This is a genomic window from Streptomyces sp. NBC_00289 (assembly GCF_041435115.1).
Lineage (GTDB): Bacteria > Actinomycetota > Actinomycetes > Streptomycetales > Streptomycetaceae > Streptomyces.
Genome location: NZ_CP108046.1, coordinates 8,635,169 through 8,648,116, shown reverse-complemented (window position 1 = coordinate 8,648,116; position 12,948 = coordinate 8,635,169). Strand labels below are relative to the sequence as shown.

At 72.8% G+C, this 12,948-nt stretch carries 8 protein-coding genes and 1 riboswitch; of the genes, 6 read left to right on the top strand and 2 right to left on the bottom strand.

Annotated elements, in window-relative coordinates:
• Nucleotides 1-15: 15 nt before the first annotated feature.
• Both OG985_RS39125 and OG985_RS39120 read right to left on the bottom strand, forming a co-directional pair.
• Nucleotides 16-2,625 (bottom strand): AAA family ATPase, encoded by a 2,610-nt coding sequence (locus OG985_RS39125; protein ID WP_371673116.1) that lies wholly within the window; start codon nucleotides 2,623-2,625, stop codon nucleotides 16-18.
• Nucleotides 2,626-2,877: 252 nt separating this feature from the next.
• Nucleotides 2,878-3,642: a LysR substrate-binding domain-containing protein gene (locus OG985_RS39120; protein WP_371673115.1), complete on the bottom strand. Its 765-nt coding sequence runs from the start codon at nucleotides 3,640-3,642 to the stop codon at nucleotides 2,878-2,880.
• Between the two features lie 58 nt (nucleotides 3,643-3,700).
• Between OG985_RS39120 and OG985_RS39115 the strand changes: the two genes are divergently transcribed.
• The 6 genes from OG985_RS39115 (at nucleotide 3,701) to OG985_RS39090 (ending at nucleotide 12,921) form a co-directional block, all read left to right on the top strand.
• Entirely contained in the window at nucleotides 3,701-4,087 is a 387-nt protein-coding gene (locus OG985_RS39115) for a DUF5997 family protein (RefSeq protein WP_371673114.1), read from the top strand.
• A 226-nt stretch (nucleotides 4,088-4,313) separates the two neighbouring features.
• On the top strand, nucleotides 4,314-5,372 hold the full coding sequence (locus OG985_RS39110) for an NAD-dependent epimerase/dehydratase family protein (RefSeq protein ID WP_371673113.1): 1,059 nt from the start codon (nucleotides 4,314-4,316) through the stop codon (nucleotides 5,370-5,372).
• Between the two features lie 135 nt (nucleotides 5,373-5,507).
• Nucleotides 5,508-5,680: riboswitch (cyclic di-AMP (ydaO/yuaA leader) on the top strand.
• Nucleotides 5,681-5,688: 8 nt separating this feature from the next.
• On the top strand, nucleotides 5,689-6,996 hold the full coding sequence (locus OG985_RS39105; RefSeq protein WP_371673112.1) for an NlpC/P60 family protein: 1,308 nt from the start codon (nucleotides 5,689-5,691) through the stop codon (nucleotides 6,994-6,996).
• 517 nt (nucleotides 6,997-7,513) lie between these two features.
• Complete coding sequence (locus OG985_RS39100; RefSeq protein WP_371673111.1) at nucleotides 7,514-8,863, top strand: cytochrome P450; 1,350 nt, start codon at nucleotides 7,514-7,516, stop codon at nucleotides 8,861-8,863.
• Complete coding sequence (locus OG985_RS39095) at nucleotides 8,847-9,854, top strand: (-)-alpha-amorphene synthase (protein WP_371673110.1); 1,008 nt, start codon at nucleotides 8,847-8,849, stop codon at nucleotides 9,852-9,854. Before OG985_RS39100 ends, OG985_RS39095 begins: the two co-directional genes overlap by 17 nt.
• Nucleotides 9,855-10,011: 157 nt before the next feature.
• The gene (locus tag OG985_RS39090; RefSeq protein WP_371673109.1) at nucleotides 10,012-12,921 is read left to right on the top strand and encodes an AAA family ATPase; all 2,910 of its coding nucleotides are present in this window, start codon (nucleotides 10,012-10,014) and stop codon (nucleotides 12,919-12,921) included.
• Nucleotides 12,922-12,948 lie beyond the last annotated feature (27 nt).

The window sequence follows — 12,948 nt, the reverse complement described above, 5'->3', positions numbered from 1 at the left end:
GGGCGACCGGCATACCTAGCTTTCGTGGCCGTCCAGCAGCCCGAGCTCGGCCGCGCGGACGGCGACATGGCGCCGGGTGGGCGCGTCCAGTTTCTCCAGCACGGCGCGTACGTGGTTGTCGACGGTGCGGACCGAGACGACGAGCCGGCCGGCGATCTCCGCGTTGGTCAGGCCGTCGGCGAGCAGCCGCACCACCTGGAGCTGGCGCTCGGTGAGGCCCGCGGGGTTGTCGCGGGTCGCCGCGAGGGGGCCGCGGGGGACGCGGCGCACGCCGAGGCGCCGCAGCTCGGCGCGGATCAGCCGGGCCTGCGGTTCGGCGCCCAGCGCGTCGAGTGCGGCGAGCGCGGTGAGCCGGTCGGCGGGGTCCGGGCTCTGCCCGAGCGCGACGGCGTGTTCGTAGGGACAGCCCGCCGCCTGCCAGAGCGCCGCGGCCCGCCGCCACTCCCCGCGCGCCTGCCAGGCGTACGGGTGGTCGGAGCCGTCCGTCTCGACCGGCTGCCCGGCCAGGGTGAGCCAGTAGCCGAGTTCGGCGCGGTACGGTGCGCCCGGCAGGTCGCGGGCCTCCGCGTGGACGGGTCCCGCGGCCGCGACGACACCGGCCGGGTCCCCCCGCAGCCAGGCCGCCTCGGCCCGCGCCGCCGCCACCGGCCCGGTGCGCTGGAGCTCACCGGTCCGTACGGCGATCTCCCACGCCTCGGCCAGCAACTCCTCGGCGTCCTGCGCTCCACCGCGGCGGATCCGGACCCGGGCGAGCACGGTCAGGGCGGGGCAGCGGGCGGGTACGAAGTCGTGCATCCCGAACTCGGCGTGTTTCTCCGCGTCGTCCCAGTCGGCGGCCGCGAACCGCCGCATGGCCAGCTCCACGTGCAGATAAGTGAGGAACCCGAGGTGTTCGGCGCGGTCGGCCAGGTCCATGGCCGGCGGCAGGAAGCGGTCGGCCTCGGCGTACTGGAGGTTGTCCAGCAGAGTCCAGATGAGGTTGGCGTAGGCGCGGCAGGCGTGTTCGACCTCGCCGGCGGAGAGCGCCACGTCGAGACTCTCCTCCAGCTGGTCGCGCCCGGCGGGGTCGCCGCCGCGCCAGCGGGCGGTGCCGACGTTGTTCAGGGCGTGCGAGAGGATCGCGGGATCGCCCGCCTTCTGGGCCAGGGCGATGGCGCGTTCGCCATGGACGACGGCCTCGGCGTAGCGGTCGGACAGCATCCGCAGCTGGGCGGTGTTGCTGACGGCGAGGGCCAGCAGCCGGTCGTCGCCCGCGTGTTCCAGGACCGTGACGGCTTCCCGGGCGGCCTCCTGGGCCGGGGCGGCGTCGCCGGCCCACCAGTGGATCCGGGACAGCCAGCGCAGATCGGCGCCGAGGGCGCGGATGTCGCCGAGCTCGCGGCGCAGGGCGACCGCGTCCTGCTGGGCGGCGACGGCCGCGGCGGAGTCCGCGATGGTGTAGCTCTCCACGGCATAGCGTTCGAGGAGGTCGGCGAGTTCGGCCGCCGTGTAGCGGTGTCGCGCGCGCAGGACGAGCCTCAGCTGGGCGGCGGCTTCGCGGTGGGCCCCGGCTCCCGCGGCATCCCGGGCGGCGTCGGGTCCGTAGCGGGCGATGGCGTCCTCGTCGCCGGCCTGTGCGGCGTGGTGGACGAGGCGGGCGGCGTCGGATCCGGGCCGGGCGACGAGGGCCGCGAGGACGCTGCGGTTGAGTTCGATACGGCGCGCGGCGGGCAGCGAGTCGGCGACGGCCCGGCGGATCAGATCGTGCCGGAAGGCCACCCGCTCCGGCGCCACGGCCAGCAGCCCGCGCTGCTCGGCCGCCGTCAGTCCGGCCACCCCGTCCGCGAGCAGCGCGTCGATGAGGGGCCGCTCGACGGCGGAGGGGACGACGGCCAGCTGCTCCAGGGCGGCCACGGTGGCGGCGTCCAGCCCGCGGAGTCTGGCGAGCACGGCGTCGACGACGGTCGGCGGCACGGCTCCGGTGCCGCCCGCGGCCACCACCTCGGCGACGAAGAAGGGGTTGCCCGACGTCACCTGGTACACCTTCGCCGGGTCGAGGTCGAGCCGGCCGGCCTCGCTCAGCGTGCGGACGGCGGCCAGGGAGAGGCGGGCCAGCGGAAGCCGGTGGACGCGCTGAGCCCGGGAGACCTGGCCGAGGAGGTGACGCAGGGGGTGTCCGCTGCTCACCTCGTCGTCCCGGTAGGTGAGGACCAGCAGGGCGGGCAGCCGCTCGATGCGCCGTACCAGGAAGCGCAGGGCGTCCAGTGACGCCTCGTCGGCCCAGTGGACGTCCTCGACGACGAGTACCGCCGGATGGGGTGTCCGGGCCAGTTCGTCGAGCAGGGCCTCGTAGACGCGGTTCCGGTCGCCGCCTTCCATGACGGCGCGCGCCAGTTCACTGCCGACGCTGCCCACGAGGTCGCGGAACGGTCCCAGCGGCCGTCGGGTGGCGAGGTCGTCGCACTCTCCGACAAGTACCCGGGTCTCTGCGGGAAGCCGTTCGGGCATGGCTTTCACCAGGCTCGACTTGCCGATCCCCGCCTCCCCGAAGACGAGCACGACCGACCCGGCCCCGTCCGCTGCTCCTTGTGCGGCGGCGGCCAGTCGCACCAGCTCGAACTCGCGCTCGAGGATGCACAGGTCCACGGGGAGATTGTGCCACTGCCCGGCCCGACTCCAGGGGTCGAACGGTCGTCGGCGGGCTTCGTCTTCCGCTCACCAGCGGCCGGAACCGACTGCTCCGGCCCCGCTGACGCGCACGCGCCCCTTCCTTGTCGTCCGGCCGACCCTCCGCACGCCATTCGACATCACGAACGTGATCGGCTCGCCGAAAGCGAGTGAACGAACGGAGGGCGCCCGAGGCAGCGACCCCCCTCCCGGCGTACTCGGCCGTCGGCGCTACGAGCGGCGGCGGGGCTTTCCGCGCTGGGCGCCCCTGGATCCCTTGGCGCCGCCGGATCCACCGCCGCGGGAGCCCTTGCCCGGGGCCGGCTTGCGGCCGCCGGTCTTCTCCGTACGCTTGCGCGCCGGCTGCGCCTGGTCCTCGGGCCGGGCGCGTCCCCGGGTGCTGTTGACCGTCCGGCCCCGGACGATCCCGATGAAGTCGTCGACGAGGTCGGTCGTCGCGTCCTCCGGCCAGGACAGGGCCACGCCGGACTCCGGAGCGTCCACCAGCGGGCGGTAGGTGAGGTCCTTGCGGTGATGCAGCCGGGCCAGCGACTGGGGGACGGCGAGGAGGCCGATGCCCGCCGCGACCAACTCGACCGCGTCCTCGGTCGTGGCGGGGCGCTCGAGGGCGGCCAGGCCGGGCGGCCGTTCCCAGTCGAGGACGTCGTCGAGGGGGTGCAGCAGGATCTCGTCGGCGAGATCCGCGGCGGACACCTCGTCGGCGGCCGTGACGACGTGGTCCGTCGGGACCACGACCACTGTCGTCTCGGTGTAGAGGGGGATCGCGCTGAGGACCGTGCGGTCCACCGGCAGCCGTACGAGCGCCGCGTCCGCGTCGCCGCCGCGCAGCACCTCGGACGCCTCCGCGGCCGGCACCTGCACCAGCGTCAGCGGGACGTCGGGCCGACGCTCGTTCCAGATCCGCACCCACTTGCCGGGGGTCACGCCGGGGACGTACGCGAGCCGGAACGAGGGAGGTGCTTCCGAGCCTGTCACCAGGCCAGGCTACCGGGCGTGGTCGGACGTCCCGTCCGCGGTCGATAGTCTGGACACCATGAAGTCGCACCAGAGCGCCCAGACGATGAAGCCCGCCACCGCGGCGAAGAAGCTGGGTGTGTACCTCCCGGCCACCCCCGCGGATTTCCAGTCGGGCGTCGTCTCACGCACCGAACTCGGCGAGCTGCAGGCCAACCCGCCGGAGTGGCTCCAGGAACTGCGGCGCACCGGACCGCACCCCCGCCCGGTGGTCGCGGCGAAGCTCGGCGTCTCCATCGCGGGCCTCGCCCGCGGCGGCGTCACCGAGGCGCTCACCACCGAGCAGATCGAGGCGCTGAAGCAGGACCGGCCCGAGTGGCTGGAGAAGGAGCGCGCCACCCAGGCGGAGGTGCGCAAGGAAGCGGCGCGCATCAAGCAGAAGAACGACGAGCAGGACGCTTCCTGACCGTCCGGTTCCCGGACTGACCGGGGCGCGTCCGGAGCCGTGGGAGTCCCAGGGCGTGCGAGGTGACACCCCGCTCCCGCCAACTCTCCCGGCGCGAGGCACGGCACGGCCGTGAGCGTGCCTGCCCCCAGCTGTTCCCTTTCCGCCCGGACATGCCCGACGCTTCCCTCAGGACGCGGATCGCCGGGAGCCCGGCGGCCCTTGACCGGACCCGGGGAGTGACAGCGTGGGCGTGGACGGCGAGAAGACCGTGGTGGTGACCGGTGGCAGCGGTTTCGTCGGCAGTCATCTGGTACGGCGGCTGCTGGAGCGGGGCTACCGGGTCCGCACCACCGTGCGCGGCGGCGCCGACTCGGCGAAGGTGCGGCCACTGCGGGCCATGCGCGAGGCGTTCCCCGGCCGGCTCGAGCTGTTCGAGGCGGACCTGCTGCGGGAGGGTTCCTTCGACGAGGCGGTGCGCGGCAGCCGGGTGGTGTTCCACGTGGCGTCGCCGTTCCTCATGCCGGAGAAGATCAAGGACGGCCGCAGGGACATGGTGGACCCGGCGCTGCTGGGCACGCGCAACGTGCTGGCGAGCGTGGAGCGGGCGCCGACGGTCGAACGGCTGGTCCTCACCTCCACCGTCGGCGCGATCTTCGGTGACTACGCCGACGTCATGGACATGGACGACCAGCTGCTGACGGAGCGTTACTTCAACACCACCAGCACGGTGGAGAACAACCCTTACCACTACGCGAAGACGCTCGCGGAGCGCGCGGCGTGGGACGCGGAGGCGGCCCAGGACCGCTGGCGCATGGTCTCCGTCAACCCCGGTCTGATCCTGGGTCCTTCCCTGACCCCCGCCTCGGAGTCCGGCAGCCTGTTCCTGCTGGACGAGCTGTTCAAGGGTTACTTCTTCTACGGAGCACCGGACTTCAGCTTCACGACGGCGGACGTGCGCGAGGTGGCCGAGGCGCACATCGCGGCGGCGGAGCGGCCGGACGCGAAGGGCCGCTACATCGTCGCCGCGGAAACCATGACGTCCTTTCACGAGATGTCCCGCATCATCCGGGCCCGCCACCCCCGCGACCTCCGCCTGCCGCGCACCGCGCTCCCCCACTGGCCGGTGCGCGTGCTCGGCCCGGCGTTCGGGCTGAGCCAGGACTACATCCGCAAGCACCTCGGCATCCGGTTCCGGGTGGACAACAGCAGGAGCGTGCACGAACTGGGTGTTTCCTACCGCCCGATCGAGCAGACCGTGCTGGACCACTACGCGGCATGGCGAGGCCGACGGGACGCGAACTGAGCGTCGGCGACCCGGTTACGACGAAGGTCACAATTACGTATCGGACATACCGCACTTCAACCTTCACACAAGGCTCACATGTTGGTTAAGTTGACGTCAGACCGTTCGACTCGCTCCGGCGGACCCCGCCGGGTCGTACGGCCTCCGCCGAGTTCGGTGCGCCGCACGGCAGCCGGAGCCGGGGACCCAACCGAAGACTTGGGGTGAATCGGCCAGACGCCTCACGGGGCAACGGCCGTAGGGCACACCTTCCGGAACTGCCGCCCGAACCCGTCAGCTAACCCGGTAGGCGGAGTACGGAAGGAGTACGTCTCTCATGGCGCCGGAACGAACATCGCGCCCCAGAGGTCTCAGCCTCCCCGGCCCGCGCGGCTCCGCCCTCGCGACAGCCGCGCTCACCTCAGTGGCCCTGTTCACCCAGACCGCCGACGCCGTACCCCTCTCGGGGGAGGACACACCGAGCCGCGACGAGGTCCAGCAGCGGGTCAACACGCTCTACGACCAGGCGGAAACCTCCACCGGCAACTACAACGCGACCCGCGCCATGACGACGGGGACCCGCCGCCGCGCCGAGCCCAGGCGCACGGACGCCTCCGCCGACAACGTCACCAGGCAGTGGTTCGACGCGGCCCGCACCCGAGTGGGCCCGACCGTCCCCGCGGTGCTGCCGCGCGACAGGACACCCGAGGCCGCGCCCACGGCCCGCCCGGCCGAACGGCGCTCCGCCGCACCGGAGCTCACCGCCGGGCCGCCTCCCGCAGCCGTGCCCGAGCTGCCCGCCGGGCCGGCCGCACGGCCCGTACTGGAGCTGACCGCGGGACCCGCTCCCGCCGCCCTGCCCGAGTTGACCGCCGGACCGACGCCCGCGCTGCCGGCCCTGCCGGGGCCCCGGCAGGAGGCCGTCCCGGCGCAGCCCGCGCCGACCGCCGAGGCCCAGCGGTCCTCCCTGCGGTCCTCCAAGGAGCAGAACCGGCGCAAGCTCGCCGCGGCCCGCGAGCTGATGGCCCGGTACACCGTCCAGCAGCGCACACCCGTCGCGGCGATCGAGGCTCCGCCGGTCCAGGAATCCTGGCTCACCTTCCCCGACCTGCCCGCCGTCCCCGCTGTCGCGATCACGGAACCGACTCGCCCTACGGTCGAAGAGGTGGCGTGGCAGCAGCAGCCGGTGCCCGGCCCGGACGTGATCGCGAGCACCCCTTCGGTCCTCGACACGGGCCTTCCGGCGGCAGCCGTCGCCCCGGTCGTCCTTCAGGACCAGGGGAACGGCGGAAAGGCCGTGCGGGCAATGGAGTTCGCCCGCGCCCAGATCGGCAGGCCGTGCGTGTGGGGGGCGACCGGGCCGGAGTCGTACGACTGCGGCAGCCTGACCCAGGCCGCCTGGCGGGCGGCCGGCGTCGCCCTCCCCCGCAACGCACCCGATCAGGCGAGCGCCGGCACGGTGATACCCCTCGGCGACGTCCGGCCCGGAGACCTGATCTTCTTCCACGACGACCTGAGCCACCTCGGCCTCTACACCGGCAACGGCATGATGATCCACGCGCCGGGACCTGGCACGTACATCCGCGAGGAGTCGGTCTACTTCGCCGGGGAGTCGGCGATCCGCGGAGCCGTGCGGCTCGCCTGAGACCCTGAGCGCAGGGCCGCCCGCGGACCCGTGGCCGCACGGCCGCATGCGCGGACGCGTCCCCGTGCCCGTGCCCGTGAGAGGTACACGGGACGACGGAGGCCGTCGGCTCGGCATTTCCCGACGCCCTCTTCGGCGCGACAAGAACCGTTCTCTCCGGAATTCGCTTTTCCGTGAATCCCCCGGCGAGCACCGCCCCAGTCGGTTCCGCACGCATCGAAGGGGGCTCTCGGAATGCTTCCCCGTGCTCCCGTGCGCCCCGGCGTACCGATGAATCGGAGAGCCGACCGCGGTTGCACTGGGCAGGAGATGACACAAAAGCGGGTCGGTGGGCCAGCCACCGATTTCGTGTGTCGATTGAGGCAGGTGGTATTCGATGAACGGTACCGCGCCTGAAATAGAGCACGCCTGGACGGTGGGTACTGCACCGGGCATATTCCCTTTCGCCGGTCACGCTATCGCTTTGTTCCGCCGACCGCTGGATTTTCTGAATTCCTTGCCGTCGCACGGGGATCTGGTGGAGATACGCCTCGGGCCCCTGCGTGCCTGGATGGCCTGTCATCCCGAGCTGGCCCACCAGGTCCTGATGGACACGCGCACCTTCGACAAGGGGGGCCCGCTGTACGACCGGCTGCGGCCGCTCATGGGCGACGGCCTGGTCACCTGCCGCCATGACACCTACCGACGGCAACGCAGGCTGCTGCAACCCGACTTCCGTCCCTCCAGGGTCACCGGCCACACGGAACCGATGAGCCGGGAGGCCGAGTCGGTGTGCGGCGGATGGCCGACGGAAGGGCGGATCGACGTCAGCGCGGAGATGCTGGCCCTGACCACCCGGGTGATCAGCCGTGTCCTCTTCTCCGACTCGCTCGGCAGCGCGGCGGCCGCGGAGGTGCGCGACAGCCTCGCCGTCATCGTCCGCGGACTGTTCGTCCGTACGGCCGTGCCGGTCGACGCCCTCTTCCGCGTTCCCGCACCTGCGAACCGGCGCTACCGCCGCGCCGTCGAGCGCGTCCACGCGATCGTCGACGCGGTCGTCGAGGAACGGCGGCGCGACGCGCGACGCGCGGATCCGCACGGCGGGGGCGACCTGCTGGACACGCTGCTGGCCGCCGCCCGCGGTGACGGCGGAGCCGCCGCGATCAGCGAACAGGAGGTGCACGACCATCTCGTCACGCTCCTGCTCACCGGCGCCGAGAGCACCGCTCTGTGCCTGGCCTCGGCGTTCGACCTGCTGGCGCGGAACCCGGAGGCGGAGCGCCGGCTGCACGCCGAGGTCGACACCGTGCTCGCCGGACGGCGGCGCCCCGGCCCCGGGGACCTGCCGAACCTCACCTACACCCGGTGCGTCGTCAGTGAGACGCTGCGCCACCGCCCGCCCGGGTGGCTCTTCATGCGCGTGACGACCAGGGAAACCGTTCTCGCCGGGCGTCGGCTCCCGCCGGGTACCACCGTCCTGTACAGCCCCTATCTGCTCCAGCACGACCCGGCCTCGTTCGCCGCCCCCGACCGGTTCCGGCCCGAGCGCTGGCTGCCGCAGGCCGCCGCGGTCCCGCCGGGCGCGATGCTCCCGTTCGCCACGGGCGGGCGCAAGTGCATCGGCGACCGGTTCGCCGTCGCGGAGGCCACGGTGACCGTCGCGGCCGTCGCCGCGCGCTGGCGGCTGCGCCATGTTCCCGGGCACACCGAACGGACGCGCCCCGGGGCCACGTTGGGGCCGCGCTCGCTCGTGATGACCTGCGAGCCGCGGTCACGCGGCCCGGCGGGGCCGGTGCCTCGTGACCGTTCCCTCGCCACCCGGACAGGTACGGCCATTTCCTCGCAGGACTCCCGAACGGCGGGTGACAACGGTGTCGACGACGCATGAGGACACCGCGGTCGAACCGCGGCACGCACCTGCGGCCGACAGCCTCAGGGATCTGATCGACGCCAACCTCCACATGCCGTTCCCCTTCGCGTGCAATCGGCACGTGTCCGAGGCGACGGCCGGCGTCGGGTCGTGGCTGAACAGGTGGGGACTGACCGACGAGCCGGAGACGGCGGCGATGATCGCCCGCACCCGTCCCGCCGAACTCGCGGCCTTCAACAGCCCCACCATGGATGCCGACATCCTCCAGATCGTGGCCAACCAGATCGCCTACCAGTTCGTCTTCGACGACCGTGCCGAGGAGGTCGGACAACAGGGGCCGGGCCAACTGCTGCCCATGCTCTCCGAGAGCGTCGCGATCCTGCGGGACGGCCGGCCCCCGTCCACCTGCCTCGGCGCCGCCCTGGCCGACCTCCACCGACAGGTGCAGGAGCGGTGCACGCCCGCGCAGGCGGCCCGCTGGGCATGGCACAGCCGTGAGTACGTGCACGGCCTGCTCTACGAGGCGGTGGCCCAGACACAGTCCGTGCCCGTTCGGACCGGACTGTGCAACTCGATACGCTCACTGATCGCGGGTGTCGAACCCTTCTATCCGCTGTGCGAGGCCGCGCAGGCCAGCGAGCTGGACGCCGACGAGCTCCACCATCCCGTCGTACGACGCCTGGCGCGCCTGTCGGCCGACGCGGCGGTCTGGATCCCCGACCTCTTCTCCGCCGTGAAGGAACAGCGGGCAGGGGGGATGATCAATCTGGCCCTCGCCTACCAACGGGCGCACGGGTGCTCGCTACCGAGGGCCGTCATGCTGGCGATCCGGCTGATCAACGACACCATCAGGGAGTTCGAGGACCTCCACGAGGCGGTGCGGCCCGAGTTGAGTCCCGCCGGCCTCGGTTACGTCGACGGCATGATCGGCTGGATCCGCGGATGCTACTACTGGTCCCGCACCGTTCCACGGTATGCGGACACCGCCGCGGCACCCGCCCTGCAGTGAGAGAAACCGGTGCATTCTATCCGCAGGACAGACGCGTGAGCGGCTCCTGCGGATAATTCACCCTTCCCTGTCGTCCTCATGTCTTACTTACGGCCATCGGGCGCCGGCAGGCCATACGCTCGGCGCCCGCCCCCAACGACAGGAAGCGGTAGCGCACATGGCACCTGGGCTGCGGCAACCGAACACCCGGCACCGTCCGTTGCTCGAACGCCAGAAGGAACTGCGCGCCCTCGAATCCGCCGTGGCGGATCTCCGCGGCGCCGACGAGGGCGGGCCACGGCTGTCCTGCGGCGGTCTCCTCGCCTTCGCCGGTCCGGCCGGGCTCGGGAAGACCACCCTCGTCACCGTCGCGCGCGCCCGCGCCTCCGCGCACGGATTCACGGTGCTCTCGGGCAAGGGCGGCGAGAAGGAACAGGGGATGGCGTTCCACGTGGTCCGCCAACTGCTGCAGCCCGCGCTGGCCGCGATGGACGAGAGGGAGCGCCGCGACTTCCTGGGAAGCTGGTACGGCATCGTCGCCGCCGCGCTCGGCCTGGAGGCGACGGACACGGCCCATGTGCCCGACCCGGCCGGGGTCCGTGACGGCCTGGACTGGGTCATGACGCGCCTGACGATGATGAAGGCTCCCGTCGTACTGCTCCTGGACGACCTGCACTGGGCCGACGCGGAATCCCTGGGCTGGCTCTCCGCGTTCACCTCGCGCACCGCCGACCTTCCGCTGCTGATCATCGCCGCCTACCGGCCCGACGAGCTGCCCCGGGAACCGACCACCTTCCGCACGCTGGTCGAACGCCACGGAAACCGCCCCCACATGCTGGAGCGGCTCAGCTCCGAGGGCGTGGCGAGGATCATCCGGGAGGAGATCGGCGACGGGGCCGAGGACGTCTTCTGCGAGGAGTGCTGGACGGTCACCGGCGGCAGCCCGTTCGAGGCCGTCGAACTGGCCCTCAGGCTCGGCGAACGAGGAGTGACAGGCGCGCGGCGCGAGTTGCCGGTGATGCGGGACCTCGCCGCGGCGGTCAAGGGCCCGGGACTGATCGAGCGTCTCAAGCGGCTCGGTACGACCACGGTGCGCTTCGCGTGGGCCGCCTCGGTGCTGGGCGGTTCCATCTCGCAGGAGATCGCCGCGAACCTCGCGGTGATCGGCAGCCAGGAGGCCGCCGAGGCGACGGAGCGGCTGCGCGCCGCCCGCATCCTGACCGACAGCCACGGGCCCGGGGACGACCTCGAGTTCGTCCACCCCCTGATCGCCACGACGATCTACCGGGACATTCCCCCGAGTCTGCGGGTGGGCCTGCACAACGCGGCCGCCGAGGCCGTTCGCGCCGCGGGGTTCGGCCCCACCGCCGCCGCCCGGCACCTGCTGGAGGTTCCCTGCGACGACAGGCCCGAGGCCGTCGAATGTCTGCGGGCGGCCGGCCGCGAGTACCTGCGCGCCGGGGCCCCGGAGGCCGCCCGCCGCGTCCTGACCCGAGCGCTGCGGGAGCCGCCCCTCCCGGAGGACCGCGCGGCCATCCTCCACGAACTCGCGTGCTCGACCTTTCTGATCGAGCCCACGGCCACGGTCAGCCATCTCCGGGAGGCGCTGGCCGAGCCCGGCGTCGACCCCGACCTGCGCGCCTCCATCGTCTACCGGCTCGCCCAGGCGCTGGCCCACACCGACCGGCTGGCCGAGGCGGCGACCGTGGCCGCCGACGAGGCACGGCAGGCCGCCAGTCCGCGCATCCGGCTGCGCATGCAGGCCGACCACTTCGTGTGGAGCGCGTTCCGCACCGACGAGCCGGACTCCGCCGCACGCTCCCGGAAGCTGGCGAGACTGGCCACCAAGCTGACCGGCCGTGGCCTGGAGGAGCGGTACATCCTGGGCCTGCGGGCCTGGGACGCTCTCGTACGTGGCGAGCCACGGCAGACCGTCCTCGCCTGCGCGGAGGAGGCGCTGTGCGGCGGAATGAGCTGGACCACCGAGAACCGGGGCTTCGAGGTGCCCGTCTCCGTCGCCCTGACGTTCATGTACTGCGACCAGCCGCGGCGGGCCGAAGAGCTGTTCACCAAGGGCATGGCCGAGTGCGAGCACAAAGGGTGGCGTGGCTCCCACCTGGCGCTGAGCCACACCCTCCTCGGCTACATCCGCTACCGCCGCGGCTGCCTCACCGAGGCGGAGGAACTCGTGCGGGAGGGGCTGCGCATCGCCGACCGGATGGAAGGGGCGGTACCCGCTCAGTGGTTCGCCATCGGCATCCTCGTCCAGATTCTGCTGGCCCGCGGGCGGACCGGTGACGCACGCCGGCTCGCCGACCGCTACCACTACGGCGAAGTGGTCCCGAACGCCGTGATCTACCCGGATCCCCGTACGGTGTACGCCGAACTGCTGCTGGCGGAGGGCCGTCGCCCCGAGGCGGAGGCACTGTTGACCGCGGTGGGGGACCGGCTGGAGGCGCGGGCCTGGCGGAACCCCGCGTGGTGTCCCTGGCAGCTGGACCTGGCGCCCGCTCTCGCCGCCACCGCGCCGGAGCGTGCGGTGCGTCTCGCGCGGGACGCCGTGAAGCGGGCGCGCGACTTCGGGGCGGCCTCCGTGATCGGTCAGGCGCTGCACGTCGAGGCCGAGGTGACCGGCGGGCCCGCGGCGCTCGATCTCCACGCGGAGGCCGTGGAGCAGCTGGAACGGTCCCCCGCCTCGTACGAGCTGGCCCGGGCGCTGGTCGGTCACGGTGCCGCGCTGTCGCGCGGCGGCAGGCTCCATGAGGCGGCGGACCGGCTGTACCAGGGGCTGGAGACCGCTGTGCACTGCGGTGCCGAGGCGGTGGCCGGCCGGGCGCGGGACGAACTCTCCGCCGCCGGGATGCGGCCGCTGCCGCTGCGCTACGCGCAGGCCGACACACTCACCGCGCACGAGCGCCGGGCCGCCGAGATGACGGCTCGGGGGCAGACGCCGGCGGTGGTCGCCAAGGAACTGCGGCTCACCGAGCAGGGGGTGCGGCAGTTGCTCTCCGCCGTCTACCGCAAGATCGGCACCGACGCCGTCGGCCTCGCCGAAGCCCTGAAGACCTTTCCCCGTCCGCTGCCGTGACCCGCGCCTCGTAGGCCCCTGACCTCC